This window comes from Streptomyces sp. NPDC028289 (genome assembly GCF_055565975.1).
On record NZ_JBVHTI010000016.1, the window covers coordinates 75838 to 95016 of the forward strand.

At 70.8% G+C, this 19179-nt stretch carries 16 protein-coding genes; 12 read left to right on the forward strand and 4 right to left on the reverse strand.

Translation table 11 applies throughout. The annotated features are described in order from the left end of the window. The first annotated feature begins 46 nt into the window (after window positions 1–46). The 8 genes from ACZ4UV_RS49380 to ACZ4UV_RS49415 all read left to right on the forward strand — a co-directional run bounded on the left by ACZ4UV_RS49380 (window position 47) and on the right by ACZ4UV_RS49415 (window position 11262). Window positions 47–994: an alpha/beta fold hydrolase gene (locus ACZ4UV_RS49380; protein WP_457736995.1), complete on the forward strand. Its 948-nt coding sequence runs from the start codon at window positions 47–49 to the stop codon at window positions 992–994. Window positions 995–1116: 122 nt separating this feature from the next. Further along, window positions 1117–1611: a cupin domain-containing protein gene (locus ACZ4UV_RS49385; RefSeq protein WP_467848836.1), complete on the forward strand. Its 495-nt coding sequence runs from the start codon at window positions 1117–1119 to the stop codon at window positions 1609–1611. Between the two features lie 226 nt (window positions 1612–1837). Continuing rightward, window positions 1838–2572, forward strand: coding sequence for an SDR family oxidoreductase (locus ACZ4UV_RS49390; protein ID WP_467848840.1), 735 nt, complete (start codon window positions 1838–1840; stop codon window positions 2570–2572). Between the two features lie 86 nt (window positions 2573–2658). Then, entirely contained in the window at window positions 2659–5346 is a 2688-nt protein-coding gene (gene aceE, locus ACZ4UV_RS49395) for a pyruvate dehydrogenase (acetyl-transferring), homodimeric type (RefSeq protein ID WP_467848844.1), read from the forward strand. A 17-nt stretch (window positions 5347–5363) separates the two neighbouring features. Then, on the forward strand, window positions 5364–6557 hold the full coding sequence (locus ACZ4UV_RS49400; RefSeq protein ID WP_467848846.1) for a 2-oxo acid dehydrogenase subunit E2: 1194 nt from the start codon (window positions 5364–5366) through the stop codon (window positions 6555–6557). A 196-nt stretch (window positions 6558–6753) separates the two neighbouring features. Next, entirely contained in the window at window positions 6754–9519 is a 2766-nt protein-coding gene (locus ACZ4UV_RS49405) for an ATP-binding protein (protein ID WP_467848850.1), read from the forward strand. A gap of 538 nt (window positions 9520–10057) precedes the next feature. Next, on the forward strand, window positions 10058–10744 hold the full coding sequence (locus tag ACZ4UV_RS49410; protein ID WP_467848855.1) for a sigma-70 family RNA polymerase sigma factor: 687 nt from the start codon (window positions 10058–10060) through the stop codon (window positions 10742–10744). Further along, window positions 10741–11262, forward strand: coding sequence for a MarR family winged helix-turn-helix transcriptional regulator (locus ACZ4UV_RS49415; RefSeq protein ID WP_467848859.1), 522 nt, complete (start codon window positions 10741–10743; stop codon window positions 11260–11262). Before ACZ4UV_RS49410 ends, ACZ4UV_RS49415 begins: the two co-directional genes overlap by 4 nt. Here the strand turns inward: ACZ4UV_RS49415 and ACZ4UV_RS49420 are convergent. Beyond that, complete coding sequence (locus ACZ4UV_RS49420; RefSeq protein ID WP_467848862.1) at window positions 11252–12178, reverse strand: alpha/beta fold hydrolase; 927 nt, start codon at window positions 12176–12178, stop codon at window positions 11252–11254. The genes ACZ4UV_RS49415 and ACZ4UV_RS49420 overlap by 11 nt on opposite strands. A gap of 161 nt (window positions 12179–12339) precedes the next feature. Between ACZ4UV_RS49420 and ACZ4UV_RS49425 the strand changes: the two genes are divergently transcribed. The 3 genes from ACZ4UV_RS49425 (at window position 12340) to ACZ4UV_RS49435 (ending at window position 15340) form a co-directional block, all read left to right on the forward strand. Next, window positions 12340–12606, forward strand: coding sequence for a WhiB family transcriptional regulator (locus tag ACZ4UV_RS49425; protein ID WP_451023121.1), 267 nt, complete (start codon window positions 12340–12342; stop codon window positions 12604–12606). Between the two features lie 253 nt (window positions 12607–12859). Next, entirely contained in the window at window positions 12860–14413 is a 1554-nt protein-coding gene (gene qcrB / locus ACZ4UV_RS49430) for a cytochrome bc1 complex cytochrome b subunit (protein ID WP_467848865.1), read from the forward strand. A 78-nt stretch (window positions 14414–14491) separates the two neighbouring features. Next, complete coding sequence (locus tag ACZ4UV_RS49435) at window positions 14492–15340, forward strand: alpha/beta fold hydrolase (RefSeq protein WP_467848869.1); 849 nt, start codon at window positions 14492–14494, stop codon at window positions 15338–15340. Between the two features lie 108 nt (window positions 15341–15448). Here the strand turns inward: ACZ4UV_RS49435 and ACZ4UV_RS49440 are convergent, their stop codons facing one another. The 3 genes from ACZ4UV_RS49440 to ACZ4UV_RS49450 form a co-directional block, all read right to left on the reverse strand. After that, on the reverse strand, window positions 15449–16510 hold the full coding sequence (locus ACZ4UV_RS49440) for a ferritin-like domain-containing protein (RefSeq protein WP_467848874.1): 1062 nt from the start codon (window positions 16508–16510) through the stop codon (window positions 15449–15451). A gap of 122 nt (window positions 16511–16632) precedes the next feature. Then, window positions 16633–17205 carry a YceI family protein gene (locus ACZ4UV_RS49445; protein WP_451023161.1) on the reverse strand — a complete coding sequence of 191 codons (573 nt, stop codon included), beginning with the start codon at window positions 17203–17205 and terminating at the stop codon, window positions 16633–16635. Window positions 17206–17431: 226 nt separating this feature from the next. Further along, complete coding sequence (locus ACZ4UV_RS49450; RefSeq protein WP_467848876.1) at window positions 17432–18142, reverse strand: class I SAM-dependent methyltransferase; 711 nt, start codon at window positions 18140–18142, stop codon at window positions 17432–17434. Window positions 18143–18430: 288 nt separating this feature from the next. Here ACZ4UV_RS49450 and ACZ4UV_RS49455 point away from each other — a divergent pair, with 288 nt between their 5' ends. Further along, window positions 18431–19165 (forward strand): alpha/beta fold hydrolase, encoded by a 735-nt coding sequence (locus tag ACZ4UV_RS49455; RefSeq protein WP_451017739.1) that lies wholly within the window; start codon window positions 18431–18433, stop codon window positions 19163–19165. The last annotated feature ends 14 nt before the right edge of the window (window positions 19166–19179 follow it).

Here is a 19179-nt window from a genome sequence, read left to right on the forward strand (position 1 = left end):
GAATCGCGGCTCCCCTCCCCCACCGCTCCTTCGTCGGAGGATTCGCATGTCAGCCCTGCCCCTGCTCGCTCCCCTGCGACGCGTCACGACCGACGTGCTCGAAGTCGCCTACTACGAGACGGGCTCCCCCGACGGTGACACCGTCGTCCTTCTGCACGGTTTCCCCTACGACATCCACAGTTACGTGGACGTGGCCCCCCTGCTGGCCGAAGGCGGATTCCGCGTCATCGTCCCCCACCTGCGGGGGCACGGCCCCACCAGATTCCTGTCCGACTCTCTTCCCCGCTCCGGCCAGCAGGCGGCCCTGGGGGCCGACGTCATCGCGCTCCTGGACGCCCTCGGCATCGAGCGGGCCTACCTCGCCGGCTACGACTGGGGCGGTCGCGCGGCCACGGTCGCCGCGGCGCTGTGGCCCGAACGGGTCCTCGGCCTGGTCTGCGTCAACGGCTACCTGATCCAGGACATCGGCGCCGCCATAAACCCCATCTCCCCCGAACTGGAGGCGGGTTTCTGGTACTTCTACTACTTCCTCACCGAGCGCGGCCGCACCGGACTGGCAGCCGATCCACGGGGCGTCGCCCGGGTCATCTGGAAACGCAACTCCCCCGTCTGGGCCTTCGGCGAAGCCGAACTGGAGCGGGCCGCTGAGGCCTTCACCAATCCGGACTACGTCGACGTCGTCATCCACTCCTACCGGCACCGGCTCGGCCTGGCACCGGGCGCGGACGCCTACGCCGAGCTGGAAGCCCGCCTCGCTGGCCTTCCTCCGATCACCGTCCCCACGGTCACCCTGGACGGCACCGCCGACGGCAACTTCCCGGCGACCGACGGGTCATCGACCGCTCACCACTTCACCGGCCCCCGCCTGCACCTTCAGGTCGCGGACGCGGGCCACAACCTGCCGCAGGAACGCCCCGAGGCATTCGCCGCGGCGGTACGGGACGTACGGGCCCTGCGACGGGGACACCCCCGCCACGACTGCCTCACCCGCTGACACCCGACCGCGCGGCACCGCGGCCCATCGCCGCGCCGACGTCACATCGAACCGTGCCCACCGGTCACAACGAGTACGGGCGGGCACGCGGCCGCCTGACTGCCTCAGGAAAGGAAACCACCATGTCGTACCCCTACCCGGAACAGAAGTACTTCGGAGACAACGGCGAGGTCAGCGCCGTGTTCCGGCCTGCCGACACCCCACCCGACCTCGGCGAGAGCGGGCCGGGCAAGGACGCCATCCACTATCTGGCCACCACCGCGACCACCCGCGGCGAGTTCGGGCTGTACCGCGTCGAGATGAGGCCGCGGGCCGGCGGCCCGAAGACGCACTTCCACAAGCGGATCTCGGAGTCGTTCTACATCCTGGACGGCACCGTGCGCATCTTCGACGGTGTGCGCTGGGTGGACGCCCGCAAGGGCGACTTCCTGCACGTGCCGCAAGGCGGGCTGCACGCCTTCCGCAACGACTCCGACGCACCGGCGGACATGCTCCTGCTGTTCACACCGGGCGCGCCGCGCGAGGAGTACTTCGAGCAGGTGTCGCAACTGGCGCACGCCTCGGAGGAGGAGCGCTCCGCGTTCTTCGACCGGCACGACTCCTACTTCGTGGAGTAGGTCCACCCCTCCGGTGTCCCGAGGCACCCGCGTCCTCCCCGCGGTCGTGGTCGCGGGACACCCGCCGTCGGGACGACCAGGTTCGGGTAACGGGCAGCTTGTCACAACAACACCTTTCGTCCGGTCAACAAGGTAGGGCGCGCGAGCGTATCCGATTTCGTCGCCGCCCTCTCATCACGTCCTGGCCGTCACGCCCGACCGTCCCGCCCCCGGCAAAGGAGACCGCATGAAAGTCGTCGTTGCAGGCGCCACGGGACGGATCGGCTCGAGAGCGGTCACCCGTCTGCGGGACCATGGGGCGCAGGTGGGGCCCCTCTCCCGCGCCCTGGGCGTCAACGTCGGTGACGCTCACGCTCTGCGCCGAGCACTGCGCGGTGCGCAGATCCTGGTGGAGGTCACCGACGCGCCCTCGCGACAGCAGGACGTGAGCACGGCGTTCTTCGGCGACACCACCCGCAGCCTCCTGATGGCCGCCAGGGAGGCCGGCGTCGAGCACTGCGTGGCCCTGTCCGCCGTGGGCGCCGACCGCGTCGCCTCGGGTTGCCTCCGGGCCAAGGCCGCACAGGAGGACTTCGTCCGCCGCTCCGCACTGCGGTATTCCCTGGTGCGCGCCACCCCGTCTTTCGCGTCCGTGGAGAGCGCCGTCTGCGCGGGCGTGCACAGGGGTGCATGTAGCCCCGCTGCTGCTGCGGCCGGTCGCGGCCGACGACGTCGCCGCCCCCTCGTCCACGTCGCCGTCGCGGTGCCGCTGTTCGGCGTCCTGAAGGCCGCCGGACCCCAGGGGCGACCGTTCGGGGACCTCGACGCCGATGTGCTCGCCGCCCAGGCCCGCGTGACTCCCGTGATCGGCGACGCACAGACGCCGTTCTTCAGTGCCCTGATCGGGGAGCGGACCCTGCTGCCCGGACCGGACGCCCATCTGGGCCGTCACACGTTGGCCCAGTGGCTCAAAGGCCGCTGATCCACCCGCGCCGCACCGTCCGACGGCCCGCGGCATCCACCGCCCCCACCCGTCTCCCCCGCCCCATGCCTTGAGGAAGGCCGCCCATGAGTGACCCGTCCCGGCCCACCGCGTCCCCGTCGAGCAGTGAGCTCGACCAGTTTCCCGACCGTGACCGCGAGGAGACCGCCGAGTGGCAGGCCTCCCTCGACGCCGTCATACGCAACGCCGGACCCGATCGGGCGGTGTACCTGATTCGGCGCGTGCACGAGTACGCGGCCCGCGCCGGCCTGTCCGTGCCGGGGCTGCTCACCACGGACTACGTCAACACAGTCCCGGCGGCCGCGCAGCCGGCGTTCGACGGCGACATCGCCATGGAAACCAGGATCACCGCCCTGAACCGGTGGAACGCCGCGGCCATGGTCACCCGCGGCTCCCGGCTCGGCCTGGGCGGACACATCTCCACCTACGCCTCGGCGGCCTGGCTGTACGAGATCGGCTTCAACCACTTCTTCCGTGGCAAGGAACAGGACGGCTCGGGCGACCAGTTGTTCCTCCAGGGGCACGCCTCGCCGGGCATCTACGCCCGGGTGTTCCTCGAAGGCCGCCTGAGCGAGCAGCAGTTGGACGGCTTCCGGCGCGAAGCCGGCGGTCACGGCCTCCCGTCCTACCCGCACCCCAGGCGCCTGCCGTGGCTGTGGGAGTTCCCGACCGTGTCCATGGGCCTCGGCCCTCTTGGCGCCGTCTACCAGGCACGCTTCAACCGCTATCTGCAGGCCCGCGGCATCAAGGACACCTCCGCCTCCCGCGTGTGGGCATTCCTCGGTGACGGGGAGACGGACGAGCCGGAGGCCACAGCCGCCCTGACGCTGGCCTCCCGTGAGGGCCTGGACAACCTCACCTTCGTGATCAACTGCAACCTGCAACGCCTCGACGGACCCGTGCGGTCCAACTCCAAGATCGTGCAGGAGCTGGAGGCCCGGTTCCGCGGGGCGGGCTGGAACGTGGTCAAGACCCTGTGGGGCGAGGCCTGGGACCCGCTGCTGGCCCAGGACACGACCGGCGACCTCGTGCGCCGCCTGGGCGAGGAGCCCGACGCCCAGATGCAGACCTTCGCCGCGCGGGACGCCGCCTACATCCGCAAGAACTTCTTCGTCGGAGACGCCCTGTCCGCACTCTCCGCCACCCTGAGCGACGCCCAGGTGGTGGAGCTCTTCGAGAATTCCCGCGGCGGGCACGAGCCGCTGAAGGTGTACGCCGCCTACCGGGCCGCCGTCGAACACCGGGGGGCACCGACGGTGATCCTCGCCCAGACGGTCAAGGGGCACACCCTCGGGTCGGCGTTCGAGTCCCGCAACGCCAACCACCAGATGAAGAAGCTGACCATGGCGCAGTTCCGCGAGCTGCGCGACGTGCTGGATCTGCCCATCCCCGACAGCGCCCTCGCCGGTGACCTCGTCCCCTTCTGGCATCCGGGGGAGAACTCGTCTGAGGTGCGGTACCTGCGCGAGCGCCGCGCCGCACTGGGCGGTCCCGCCCCCGCGCGCCGTGTGATCCCCAAGCCGCTGCCGGAGCCCGCCGCGCACCCGTTCGAGGCGCTGCTCAAGGGCTTCGGCCACCAGGAGGTCGCCACCACCATGGCCTTGGTCCGCCTGGTGAAGGACCTGATGCGGGACGGCCGCACCGGCGCCCGCTGGGTGCCGATCATCCCTGACGAGGCCCGTACCTTCGGGATGGAGTCGATGTTCCCCACGGCCGGCATCTACTCACCGCAGGGCCAGACCTACGACCCCGTCGACGCCGACCAACTGCTGCACTACAGGGAGAGCGAGACCGGGCAGCTCCTCATCGAGGGCATCACCGAAGCCGGTTCCATGGCCGAGTTCACCGCCGCCGCGACCTCGTACGCCACCCACGGCGAGCCGATGATCCCGTTCTACATCTTCTACGCCATGTTCGGCTTCCAGCGCACCGGCGACCAGTTCTGGGCCCTCGCCGACCAGATGGGCCGTGGGTTCGTCGTCGGCGGCACCGCCGGACGCACCACCATGACTGGCGAAGGTCTCCAGCACGGCGACGGCCACTCGCACCTCCTGGCCGCCACCAACCCGGCGGCCGTCAGCTACGACCCGGCCTTCGCCTTCGAGATCGCGGTCATCGTCCGCGACGGCCTGCGCCGGATGTTCGGGGAGCGGCCCGAGAACGTCTTCTACTACCTCACGGTCTACAACGAGCCGAAGCCCCAGCCACCCATTCCTGCGTGGCCCGGCATCGAGGAGGGCATCGTCCGCGGCCTGTACCCGTTCCGACCCGGCGACCGCGCCGCGTCCGGCCCTCGGCTGCAGCTCCTGGCCTCCGGCACCGCCGTCCACTGGGCACTGCGTGCGCAGGAACTGCTCGCCGCCGACTGGAACGTGCGCGCCGATGTCTGGTCGGTGACGTCCTGGACGGAGCTGCGCCGGGACGCGATGGACGCCGACACCGCCCGCACGCGCGGCGAGACACGTGTGCCCTTCGTAACGGAGGCGCTCGCTGGTGCTCCGGGTCCCGTCCTGGCCGTCAGCGACTGGATGCGCCAGGTCCCCGACCAGATCGGCCAGTGGATCGAGCAGGACTACTACTCACTGGGGACGGACGGATTCGGCCTGTCCGACACCCGCGAGGACGTACGGCGCTACTTCCGCGTGGACGCCGAATCGATCACCGTGACGGCCCTGGACCGGCTGGCACGGGCCGGACAAGTCGACCCCGAAACCGTCGACCGCGCCCGCAAGCACTACGGCCTGGACACCTGAGGGAGCCATACGCCGCCATGACTGTTTCCGTGAGCCTTCCCGCGCTCGGCGAGTCCGTCGCCGAGGGCACCGTGACCCGCTGGCTGAAGCAGCCCGGCGAGCACGTCCAGGAGGACGAACCGCTGCTGGAGGTGTCCACCGACAAGGTGGACACCGAGATCCCCGCTCCCGCCACGGGAGTCCTGCTGACCATCGTCGTCGGCGAGGACGAGACGGTCGAGGTGGGCGCCGAGCTCGCCGTCATCGGCCAGCCCGACGCCGAACCGTCGGCGGCGACCGCGGTCACCGTCGCCCCGGCCGCGCCGGTGACCGCACCGCAGCCCGCCCCCTCATCGGCGCCGGTCGCGCAGCCGCCCGCCGCGGCGCCGATGCCGCACCCCGCACCCGCCGCCCCGGCCCCGGAGCCGCAACCCGCACCCGCCCCGATGCCGGCACCGGCACCCGCGGCCGCTCCGGCTCCGCGCCCCATACCAGCGGCGGCTCCGCCGACGGCTGCCTTGCGCGGGCACACCGCCGCCGTCCCCCGGCTACGCAAGGCCGTCGGCGACAGTCTCAAGCAGGCGCTGCTGGAGCAGGCGCAGCTGACCTCCACCGTCGAGGCCGACGCCACCGGCCTGCTGCGGCTGTGGCGGCGGACAGCGGACGGCTACCTGGCCCGCGAGGGCTTCGCCCTGACACCGTTGCCGTTCTTCGTCCTGGCCGCCGCCCAGGCGCTCAAGGCACATCCCGTCATCAACGCCAGGATCGACACGGGCGGCGCGACCATCACGTACTACGACACCGAGAACGTCGGCATCACGGTCGACACCGACCAGGGGCCGGTGACTCCGGTGGTGCGGGGCGCGGGCGATCTGACCGTCAGCGGCGTCGCCCGTGCCGTCCACGACCTCACCGACCACGCCCTCGCCGGCCGACTCACGCCCGCGGACGTGGCCGGAGCCACCTTCACGGTCTCCGACACCGGAAGACGCGGCGCCCTCTTCGACACCCTCATCGTCCCGCCGCACCAGGCGGCCATCCTGGGCGTGGGAGCCGCGGTCAGACGGCCCGCCGTCGTACAGGACGGCGACGAGGAGCTCATCGGTGTCCGCGACCTGGTCCACCTCTCGCTCTCCTACGACCATCGGCTGGTGGACGGCGCGGACGCCGCCCGCTATCTGACCGCTGTGAAGAAGATCGTCGAGGCTGCGGCGTTCGAGGACATACGCTGACGCGACGGCGGTGGCCACGGATACGCCGGACACGACCGCCGACGGTCCGGCAACACACGCCGGCCGGCCCCGGCCGCGGCTCCACCACGGCCTGGCACGACGCCACCGCCCTGCGTCTCACCCACGAGGTGACCAGCGGCGCAGATGAGTTGTGTGGCCGAAGACCAGATCTATACGCTCGCAGCCGGGGGTGTTCATGAAAGGCAAGAATCCGGGCTTCCTGCACGGGCGGCAGAGCGAGCGAGCGGTGCTGGACCGGCATCTGGCCAAGGTGCGCGACGGCCACAGCGCGGTCCTCGTGCTGCGCGGTGAGGCCGGTATCGGCAAGTCCGCCCTGCTGGAGTACGTGGCCGAGACCGCCGAGGACTGCACCGTGGTGCGCGCGGCGGGAGTCGAGGCCGAGATGGAGCTGGCTTTCGGGGGCCTGCACCAGCTGTGCGCGCCCTTCCTGGATCGCCTCGGGCACCTCCCCGAACCGCAGCGGACGGCCCTGGAGACCGCCTTCGGGCTCAGCGCGGGCACTCCCCCGGACCGGTTCCTCGTGGGGCTGGCGGTCCTCAGCCTGCTCGCCGACGTCGCTGAGGAGACGCCGCTGGTCTGTCTCGTCGACGACGTGCAGTGGCTCGACCGCGTCTCGGCCCAGATCGTCGGGTTCGTCGCCCGGCGTCTGATGGCGGAGCGCGTAGGACTGATCTTCGCCGTCCGCGAGGCGGACGGGGAACGCGCCCTGCAAGGGCTGCCCGAGCTCACCCTCGGGGGTTTGAGCGAGCCCGACGCACGCGCCCTGCTGACCTCGGTGCTTCCCGGCCGGTTCGACGAACCGGTCCGCAGCAGGATTCTCTCCGAGGCGCGCGGCAATCCGCTGGCCCTGCTGGAACTGCCCCGCAGCGCCACCGCGGCCGAACTCGCGGGCGGATACGCCTCACCGTCGATGGGGCCGCTCATCGGCAGGCTCGAGCACAACTTCAAACTGCGCGTCGAGGAACTGCCCCCGCAGACACGGCGGCTGCTGCTGCTCGCGGCGGCCGAGCCCGTCGGCGACGTCTCACTGCTTCGCCGCGCCGCCGACATCCTCGGCGTGTCCATGAGCGAGGTCTCCCCCGCGGTGGCCGCGAACCTGCTGGAAGTACGCTCCCGGGTCCAGTTCCGGCACCCGTTGGTGCGCTCGGCCGTCTACCGCGCGGCGGGACCGGCCGAACGCCGGGAGGCGCACCGGGCACTGGCCGAGGCCACGGATGCGCGGTCCGACCCCGACCGCCGCGCCTGGCACCTGGCCCGCGCCACCGCGGAGCCCGACGAGGCCGTGGCGGACGAACTGGCCCGCTCGGCCGACCGCGCGCAGGCACGTGGCGGCATCGCCGCCTCGGCGGCCTTCCTGGAACGAGCGGCCGAGCTGACACCTGATCCCTCCCGCCGCCGCCGCAGAGCGCTGGCAGCGGCCCGGGCCAAGTACCTCGCCGGCGCGTTCGACGCCGCGCTCGAACTGCTGAACGTGGCCGAGATGGGCGCGCTCGACGATCTGCAACACGCCCAGGCCAGCCTGCTGCGCGGGCAGATCACCTTCGGGTCCCGCAGTGCCGGTGCCACTGTGCCGCTGCTGCTCACGGCGGCCCGGAAGTTCGAGCCGCTCGACGCCGGCATCGCGCGTGAGACCTACCGGGACGCGTTCTACGCGGCCCTCACCGCGGGCCGCCTGTCCAGCGGCCCCGGCCTCGAGGAGGTCGCCCGGGCCGCACGCACCGCGCCCCCGACGGCTCACCCCGGACCCACCGACCTCTTCCTCGACGGCCTGGCCCTGGCCACCACGGACGGCTACGCGGCGGGCGCCCCGATTCTGCGCCGCGCACTGAACACGCTGCGGTGCAGCGACTTCACAGTGGAACAGTCACTCGGCTGGCTCCCGTTCGCCTGCCGCATGGCTCACAACGTGTGGGACTTCGACAGCTGGAGCACCCTGTCGGCCAAGCTCGTCCGTCTGGCACGGGAGACGGGAACACTGTCCGTGCTCCCCTCGGCGCTCCTGCTGCGGCTGGCGAACCGGGTCTTCGCCGGTGATCTGGACGACGCGGACTCGCTCGCCGCGGAAGCGGTGACAATCGGCGAGGCCACCGGCAGCCACTTCCTCGCACACTACGGGGCGTTGGTGATCGAACCCTGGCGCGGCCGCGAGACCGAGACGCTGCGGGCGATCGGGACGATCACCGGCGACCGGACCCTCAGCGGCGAGGGAAAGGCGCTCACGGCTCCCCAGTGGGCGCTGGCCGTGCTGTACAACGGCCTCGGGCGGTACGAGGAGGCCTGCGCCGCCGCCGCCAAGGGCTGCGAGTATCCGCAGGAGCTGGGGCTCGCCCTCTCCTCCCTGGTCGAGCTGGTGGAGGCGGCGGCCCGCAGCGGGCAGCGGGACCTCGCCGTCGAGGCCGCCGACCGCCTCGCGACCATCTGCCAGGCCAGTGGCACGGCATGGGCGACGGGCACCTCCGCGGCGGCCCGTGCCCTGATCAGTGAGGGGGACACGGCCGACGCCCTGTACCGGGAGGCGATCGCCCGGCTGGAGAGCTCCCCGGTGCGAACGGCGCTCGCACGCACCCGGCTGCTGTACGGCGAATGGCTGAACCGCGAGAACCGCCGCGCCGAGGCCCGGAACCAGCTGGCCCGCGCCTACGAGATCCTCGACCGGGCCGGCGCGGAGGCCTTCGCCGAGCGCGCCCGCCGGGAGCTGGAGGCCGCCGGGGAGACGGTGCGCATGCGCGACACCGGCACCGACGAGGCGCTCACGCCTCAGGAGGCCCAGATCGCCCGGCTGGCCGGCGAAGGGCTGACCAACCTCGAGATCGGCGCGCAGCTGTTCCTCAGCCCGCACACCATCGAGTGGCATTTGCGGAAGGTGTTCACGAAGCTCGGGATCCGGTCCCGCAAACAGCTGGGCGCCGTGCTGCCGGGCGGGGCGGCGACCCCCGCCTGACCCCCGGGTGCGATCCGCGTGCCGCGCCGCGCCCAGCCAGGAGCCCGCGCGGGCCGCACAGGCGGCCTCCCCGCCTCACGGTGCGCCCACGAACTCCTCTCCGGCCATGGCCGTGGCTCCGGGCCGTCCGGGGCAGGTCCTGTCGAGGTCCGGTCCCATTGAGGTCCGGTCCCGGCCAGGGGCCGAGGCGTGGGGGCCCGGGGGGGCAGGCCCCAGGGGCGTGGGGGTCCGGGGGCGTCCGGGGCCAGGGGGTGGCGGGCCCCGGGGGCCTGCGGGCCAGGGGGTGGCGGGCCCCGGGGGCCTGCGGGCCAGGGGGTGGCGGGCCCCGGGGGCCTGCGGGCCAGGGGGTGGGAGGCCCTGGCCACGTGGCGGCCACGGTACGACCACGGGGTGCCCCACGGTCTATCAGGGGCGCGGCAGTGCCCTTGTCGGCGCGAAGTTGGTGTCGGTGGCGAGGGAAGCCGCCGATCCCCAGCCAACAAAGGAGCCGATCGTGGACACATCTGTGATCGCAACCCGGCCTAGTCCGCAGCCGGTGATGGTGACCATCACTGCCGCGCCCGTGGAATTCAACGACGCGGTCTTCGTGTTCGGCCGCATCCGGCCCGGACTGCTCAAGATCGCCAACCGGATCCTCCGAGATCCCGGCGAAGCCGAGGACGTCATCCAGGAGGCGTGGCTGCGCTGGCAGGGCACGGACCGCACCGTCGTCGCCGACCCCGGTGCGCTGCTCCGCACGACGACCGTCCGGCTCGCCATCAACGTGTTGCAGTCGGCACGCAGACGCCGCGAGTCCAGTGCCACCCCCTGGCTGCCGGAGTCCACGGACACCGGGATGACACCGGAGGCCCTGGCCGAACGCCAGGACTCGGTGGAGCATGCCGTTCTGCTGCTTCTGCAGACCCTGACCCCCAACCAGCGCGCGGCGTACGTGCTGCGCGAGGCGTTCGGCTATTCCTACGACCAGATCGGCGACCTGCTCCGCCTGTCCGTGGCGAACGCTCGGCAGCAGGTCTCCCGCGCGCAGGAAAGACTGAACAACCGGCGGCACCGGCAGCACGTGGACGCGGCCACGCATCGGCGGCTCGTCCAGGCGATCTTCACCGCCGCCCGCACAGGAGACCTCGACCGCCTGGAGCACGTGCTGACCGGCCAGGACGCGCCGTACTCCGGCGAGGGGAGGGCCACACGCGACGGCGCGCCTTCCTACCGGGCCACCGCATGACCGGCACGTCGCACGGCGACGTGGTGTGCGAGGTGCGCGCCGACTCTGCCGACGATCGCACGCACTCCGGCGCGACCGACCGGTGGGACGCCCTCGACCGCCTCCACCGCCGGTTGCAGGGGACGGTGGAGCGGCGGCTGCGCGAGGAGACCGGGTTCGGGTTGAGTGAAGTACAGGCCCTGCGTTACTTGGGAAGGAGCTTTGCCGCGGACGCCGGCGCCGAATTCACGCGGCTTGGGGATGTGGCCGACGGGCTCGGCCTGAGTCAGTCCGCCACGAGCAGGCTGATGGCACGCCTGCGCCGACAGGGCCTGATCATCTCGAGCGCCGTCGACCACGACCGGCGCGGCGTGCAGGTGCTGCTGCCCCCGGCGGGGCACGCCGCGCTGCGCCGTACCGCGTCCCGCTACGAACAGGTCGTCCGGGACGCGGTCCGCGATCTCGGCTCCCAGGACGCGGATCCCCTCCTGTGGCATTTCCTCATCGCCGAGAGCGACGCCCGCACGGTCATCCGTTGAGGAAGTCGCGCACGGCCGCCGTGAACTTCTCGGGACGCTCGATGTGCCCGAGATGGCCGGTCTCCTGCAGGATCACCAGCCCGGCGTCGGGAATGAGCTGGTGCATCATGTGCGCCCAGCGCGGCCCGCAGATGAAATCGTCCCCGCCGACCAGGACCAGGGTCGGGACAGTGAGCCGGGGTAGTTCCTCGCGGACGTCGAACGGGGGCTCCACCCCCCAGGCCGGTGCCGCGAACATCCGCAGGGATGCCCGCCCCGCGGCGAACTCCTCCTCGCGGCCCCAGTAGTCGTGGAAGTAGGCGGGCGAGATGGTGCGCAGCACCTTCGTCGCGCCCTCGTCGTCGGACCGGTCGAGTCGCGTGGTGAGACCCGCGACGTAGGTGACCACTTCCGGCCGCTCGTCGGCGTGCCGCTGGACGAAGCTCTGCATGTTGGCCACGGCGGCCGCCCAGAACTCCTCTCCCGTCATCGGTGAGGTGTCGTACAGGACGAGGGACGCCAGGCGCTCGGGGTGGTCGAGGGCGTAGCGCTGCGCGACGAAGCCGCCGTGGGAGTGGCCCAGTAGGGCCACCTTGGCGAGGCCCAGGTGCCCGATCACCGCGTGCAGGTAGTGGGTGTAGGTGGCGAGGGTGTAGTCGCGTGGGTCGGCCAGCCGGCCGGACTCGCCCGTGCCGACCGGCTCGAGGTAGACGACGGTCATGCTGCGCTCCAGCTCGAGCATGCGCAGGTACTCCCAGCCGATGCCCGGCCCTCCGGAGTGGGCGACGCACACCGGGCCGGTTCCGGCGACGTGGTAGCGCTGGTCGACGGCGGCCGTGCCGTGCTGGACGACGAGGGTGTGGGTGCCCGGGGAGAGGGGGTCCCGGGGATCGACGGCTGGGCTGGGTAGGGGCCTCGGGCCCTGTGTGGCGTTCACAACTCACAGATGGTGCGACGGCCCGGAGCCCCGCTCAAGACATTGTGTCTGTTGTCACACTGTATTTCACACCGTTGCTCTCCGCCATGGAATGTCACAGGAACTCCCTTCGGACGGTCAGATACATGAGAGGCATCCGCGACGAGTAAGGAGGCGCTGCCATGAGTTGGCGCGAGAGAGCGGCCTGCCGGGATGTCGACCCCGACCTGTTCTTCCCCATCGGCACCGCGGGTCTGACGCTGGTCCAGATCGACGAGGCGAAGGCCGTGTGCGCCCGGTGCCCCGTGCGGGAGTTGTGTCTGCAGTGGGCGCTGGACGTCGGGCAGGTCGAGGGCATCTGGGGCGGCACGACGGAGAGCGAGCGCCGCGCGACGCGACGACGCTCGGCACGTAAGGACGTCGAGCGGATCGGCGCGAAGGCGTCCTGACCCGGACAACCTCGGCTTGATCCTGTCTTGCGGTTATGTCACACCTTCACCACTTTCTCGGTCCCTTCTGATGAGGGCAACGAGCCCCGGTGCGGCAGCTCGTCGCCATGCACCGTTTCGTTGCGCAGACCCGGCCGCAAGGCGCTCCCGGTGATGTGTTGATGGTGGTAATGACAGGAGCGACGCAATCGAACCGGTCACTACGGCGGGCAGCCGCAGCGGTGACAAAATCGCCGACTGGGCGAGAACACGGATGGGCATCGGGCCCACCACCACGACCGGCACACGCAGGGCCCGTCCGGAGCACTGGTCGTTCCTGCTGGGCGAGATCTGTCTCTACAGCTTCGTCGTCCTGGTCGTCACCGGCGTGTATCTGACGTTCTACTTCCATCCGTCGTCGAACGAGGTCGTCTACGAAGGCAGTTACGCTCCGCTGCGCGGCCAGTTGGTGTCCGAGGCGTTCGACTCGACGATGCACATCTCCTTCGACGTACGCGGCGGCCTGCTCATCCGTCAGGCCCACCACTGGGCGGCACTGATCTTTGTCGCCGCCCTGCTGGCCCACCTGATGCGTGTGTTCTTCACCGGCGCCTTCCGCAAGCCGCGCGAGCTGAACTGGATGGCCGGTTTCGGCCTGCTCGTCCTCGGCATGTTCGGTGGTCTGACCGGCTACGACCTCCCCGGCGACCTCCTGTCGGGGACCGGGCTCGCCGTGGTGGACGGGACACTTCTGTCGGTACCGGTCGTCGGCACCTACCTGTCGATGTTCCTGTTCGGCGGCGAGTTCCCCGGGGACGACCTGGTGCCCCGCTTCCACGTGATCCATGTCCTGGTCATTCCGGCGCTGATGCTGGCGCTCGTCGCCTTCAACGCCTTCCTCGGGCACCGGCACCGGCACACCCAGTACCCGGGACCCGGCCGTACGGAGCGAAACGTGGTCGGCCTGCCGACGCAGGTGTACGTGGTCAAGGCGGGTGGCTATTTCTGCATGGTCGCCGGGGTCGTCTTCACCATCGCCGCGATCGCCCAGATCAACCCCGTCTGGGAGTTCGGCCCCTATCGCGCCGATCAGGTCTCCGCGGGATCCCAGCCCGACTGGTACATGGGCATCGCCGACGGGCTGCTGCGTGTCATGCCCGGGTGGGAGGTGAACTTCTGGGGCCACACCCTGGCCCTGGACAATCTGATCCCTCTCCTCGCCGGCTTCGGCTTCTTCCTCGTCATGGGCGCCTACCCGTTCATCGAGGCCTGGGTCACCGACGACGACCGCGAACACCACCTGCTGGAACGGCCACGCAACCGGCCCGTGCGCACGGCGTTCGGCGTGGCATGGCTCGGCGTGTACCTGGTGGCACTCCTCGGAGCCGCGAACGACATCATCGCCGTGACCTTCCACATGTCGGTCAACACGATCACCTGGACGGTCCGCATCGCCCTGTTCGTCGTGCCGGTCGTCCTCTTCCTCGTGACCAAGCGCATCGCCCTGGGTCTGCAACGCCGCGATCGCGACAAGGTCCTGCACGGCCGCGAGACAGGCGTCATCAAGCGCCTGCCGCACGGCGAGTACGTCGAGGTGCACCAGCCCCTCGACCCTTACGAACTCCACGCCCTCACGGCACACGAGCAGTACCGGCCCCTCGACCCGGGACAACGCGACGCAGACGGCCACGCGAGCGGCAAGGCGCGACGGCTGCGCGCGCGGCTCAGCCGCGGCTTCTACGGCGAGGGGACACAGATCCTCAAGCCCACCGTCCAGGAGTACAAGGAAATCACCGGCGAACATCACTCCACCAGCAAAATGGACTAAGAAACATAAAGTGTCACACTCACGACACACACACGGTCCTTGAAGGTGATAGCACACTGTTTCCCGAAAGGGCCTCCCATGAACCGCAGTTCCACCTACCAGCGGGTCCGCACCCCGCTGTCCCTGCTGGCCACCGCCTCCGTCGCCACTGCCCTCATCGCCACGGCGGTCGCCCCCGCCCACGCGGACAGAACCACATCCGTACCGGACGGCGAGAAGAAGCCCACGGTGGTGCTCGTGCACGGCGCGTTCGCCGATTCCACCAGCTGGAACGGCGTCATCAGGAGGCTGAGACACGAGGGCTACCCCGTCGTCGCCGCGGCCAACCCGCTGCGCGGGCTTAGCAACGACGCCTCCTACCTCAAAGAGGTCCTGGCCGGCATCGACGGCCCGGTGGTCCTGGCCGGACACTCCTACGGCGGATCGGTGATCAGCGACGCCGCCCACGACGCCGACAACGTCAAGGCCCTGGTGTTCGTCGCCGCCTTCCTCCCCGAAAAGGGAGAGAGCGCGGTCGAGTTGTCGGGCAAGTTCCCCGGCAGCACCCTCGGCGACGTTCTGCACTCCGTGCCGGTCACCCTGCCGGACGGCTCCCGCGATGCGGACCTGACCATCGAACCGAGCAAGTTCCACCAGCAGTTCGCCGCTGACGTCCCCCGCAACACCACGGACCTCATGGCCGTCACGCAGCGCCCGATCACCAATGCCGCGCTGGCGGACGACGCCTCCGAGCCCGGCTGGAAGAACATCCCGTCCTGGGCCGTGGTCGCCACCCAGGACCGCAACATCCCGGCGCAGGCCCAGATCTTCATGGCACAGCGCGCACACGCCCACATCACGCGCATACGAGCTTCACACGCCGTGAGTGTCTCCCACCCTGCCGACGTCGCCAGGATGATCGAGGCAGCCGCTCGGACCGTGCGCTGACCCACCGGTGCCGCGGGTCAGGGGGCGTGCAGGCTCCGACCCCCTGACCCCCGCACACATGGTGGCCCCCTGGACCGTCGGTCCAGGGGGCCACCATGTGTGCGGGGGTCAGCCGCGATCTTCCGGAGCGACGTAGTCGAAGGTCGGGCCCGCGGTCAGGCCCTCGCCGTCGGGCATCGACATCAGGCTCTGTGCCTGCCCCTTGAGCGCGTACATCGTGCCCACCGACACCCCGAGCATCGCGGGATTGCCGTTGAACGCCTGCTCCAGGAGCTGCAGCAGCTTGCCGTACGCGATGTTGAACGTCTCCTGCGCCGTGCGGATCGCGCTGCCCTCCGGATGGTCCTCCAGCCGCGGGTTGGGCCGCATCGGGCGCACCCCGGCGGGGTCGACGGTGAGCGTCTCGCCGGTGGGCCCTGTCTCCGGAGTGTCCCCCGGCTGGTAGCGCCGGCCCTGTGCGAGCTCCTGGAAGCGGTAGTAGTGCGAGACCGCCTTGGTCTGCGGATGGAACATGTCCATGTCCCCGTCCCACACGTCGACGCGTGCCGCGCCTTCGCCCTGCTCAACGATCTCCTCCAGGGCGGAGAGCGCCGAGGCGAGGTCGGTGACCGGGCTCAGCCGCCCGCCGGTGTGCCCGAAGGGTCCTGCGGCCACCTGGCGGGCGGGATCGCCGGTGAAGACCTGTTCCTCGCCGAGCTCGGCGCACAGGTGTCGCAGGCCCTTCTCGATCGCGTCGTAGAACTGGCCGATCGTCATGTAGGCGTCGCCCTCGGCCGGGTCGCCCGGGTGGGCGGGTTGTTCGAGGCGGAGGAACATGGTGAGCGCCTCCTGACCGAACGGCAGCAGGGACAGCTGCATGGAGGGGTCGGCGTGCGGCATGGGCCGCGGATGCGGCGACAGTATCTGCGGGGTGTCGACGCGAGGTTGCCCGCCGACCGCGTTCAGGAGGTTCGCCACCAGCGCGAGGTGGATCATCTCCTCGACGAACACGCTGCTGACCACCTCGACGGCGTGGGCGTTCCGCTCGGGGTCGAGGGAGTAGAGGGCTGTGAGGTAGGGCGGCAGCGTGGCGTGTTCCAGCTCGATGGCCCACTGCAGGTGCTCTCGCAGGTCCTCGATCGTCGTGATCGAGCGGAACCGGGTCTGGCCGGTGGGGTCTTGATGATTCATGGGGGGGGTCTCACCTGGGTTTCGTGCGTACGGTTCGGCCGCGGTTGCGGACCGACCTGTGGTCACCGGCATCGCTGCCGGCGGGGACCGCGTAGGCGGTCGGTGTTGTGGCGCGGGGTTGGTCAGGCGGCATACGAGCGGGAGAGGCGGACGGCGGAGATGTCGAAGTTGAGCCTGACCTTGTCGCTGATGAGGACGCCGCCGGTTTCGTCGGGCGTGTTCCCGCCGAGTCCCCAGTCGGAGCGGCGCACCAGGGCGGTGCCGGAGAAGCCGAGACGGTGGTCTCCGCTCTCGTCCTGCGTGGCCCCGTCGAAGGCGAGGTGGATGTGGAGAGGGAGTTCGACGTCCTTGATCCTGAGGTGGCCCGTCAGACGGAACTGGCCGTCTCCGCGGTCGGCGAGGCCGGCGGAGCGGAAGACCATCAGCGGATAGGTGGCGGCGTCGAGGAAGTCCGGACCCGCGAGATGGGTGTCCCGGTCAGGGCTGCTGGTGTCGATACTGCCGGTCTGGACGCTCAAGTAAGCTTCGGAGCGGCTGAGTTGGTACCCGTCCAGCTTGACCAGCCCCTCGAACGCGCCGAAGCGCCCGCGCACGTTCGCGATCACGGCGTGCCGGACGGAGAAGCCGATGGTGCTGTGTGCCGGGTCGATGGTGTAGACACCTGTCAGCGCTGTGTACGGGACGACGGTCGACATATGTGGGTCCTTGCGGTCGCTGGTCACGACGATCAGTCGTTGCGAGCCGTCGCCGTGTGCCTGCCGATGGTGGAGCGGACCGCAGCCGAGGAGGCCCGGGCAAGGTCCGCAGAAGGACAGACAGGTGAGGGCCCGCGCGTGTGACACTGGGCCCGCCGCGGGACGGCGTTCTGTGTGTCACAGCGTGTCGACGCGTCAACGGGTCGCCGTCACTCGCGTCGTACGGTCAGCGCCGCGGGATCGCCCGCGTCGGGCACCGGGGTGATCCGTGCTGGGCCAGCTCCGCGACGATGTCGTCCCGGGAAGCCGACCACATCCAGAAGGTCTCGGTGTACTCGCGCAGCACACCGGTCACGTCCCGCACCCAGTAGTCGAAACGGGTTCGGAGGCGGCCGGCGCCGGCCGACAGCCCCATGGCGCCCGCCGTACTCGTGACGCCCGAGTGTCTGGGCGGGCAGCGGGTGGACGGTGCGCAATCGCGGAAGGCGTGCCAGGGAAAGCTGCAGCAGGAAGACACCGCCGGAACAGAGCGCTTCGGCGACGGCGGGGTGGAGCCGGCGGCGCGAGGAAGGATCGAGGCACGCCAGGGTGTTGTGGCAGACGGCGACACCCGCGACACCGCGCAGACCGGTCTCAGGGAGGGTGCAGGGTGGACGGTGGCCCGTTCGCGCACGTCGGCGGGCAAGGACGCGAGCCGGGTCATCAGGGCGGCGCGCATGGACCGCGCGGGCTCGAGGGCGTGCACGCTGACGTCGGCCCCGGCGAGGCCCAGCGGGGTGACACGGCCGGTGCCCGTGCCGATGTCCAGCACAGCGACCCGCGCGTTGCCCACCGCTTCTCCGTACAGTTGCCGCACGTGCGCGGCATCGGCCTCGCCTTGCAGCACGTCGTAGAACTCGGCACTGACGGCGTAGGCCTCTCCGGAGGGCGCGCTCATCGGATGCGCGGGCGAACGGGACGAAAGCAAGTACATGCCCCACTTGACAGGTCCGGCGCCTCATCTGTGACGGGATGTGGGCCCCGGACCGGTAGCACGTGCCCCCGGCGCGGGATCTCCCCCTGCTCGCTCCCCTCACCCGACTGAACGGCGAACACCCGTGACACTGTGTGCCACTATGTTGGGAGCATCCGGCGCAGCACACGATGCTCGTCGTCCCGGCCCGCCGCGGCCGCACAGCCTCCCCGGATCCCGGCCGCGGCCCCTATCACGAGGGATGTACCGACCATGCCCGCCATCCTCATCCACGGCGTTCCCGACACCCACCGCGTGTGGAACGGCGTACGCCTTCACCTGACCCGCTCCGACGTCGAGGCCTGGGACCTGCCCGGATTCGGCACCCCCCGCCCCACCGGCTTCGGCTCCAGCAAGGAGGAGTACGTCGACTGGCTCGTCGAACGCCTCGAGCGCGTCGGCGAGCCCGTGGACCTGGTCGGTCACGACTGGGGCTGCATCCTCACCGCCCGCGTCGCCTCCCTCCGCCCCGACCTGGTGCGCACCTGGGCCGGTGGCAACGGACCCATCAGTTCCCGCTACGTCTGGCACCCGCTGGCCGAGACCTGGCAGGACCCCGTCGCCGGCGAGCGGTTCATGGCCGAACTGGACCCTGAGTCCTTCGCGAAGGACCTGGTGAACGGCTTCGACGCGCCCGCCGAACCGGTGGAGGAGATGGTCCGGCACGTCGACGGCACGATGAAGGACAGCATCCTGCGGCTGTACCGGTCCGCCGTGACCATGGGGACGGAGTGGGAACCGGCCCTGTCGAACGTCACCGCACCCGCGCTGGTGTTCTGGGGCGAGCGCGACCCGGCCTGCCAGATCGAGTTCGGCGACGAACTCGGCGCCGCCCTGCGCGCCACCCGCGTCCTCCATCTCGACTGCAACCACTGGACGGTGCTGGAGCGGCCCGCGGAGGTGGCCGCCGCCCTCGAGGCGCACTGGGCGCAGGGCACCGGACGCTAGCCCGCGCCGGCAAG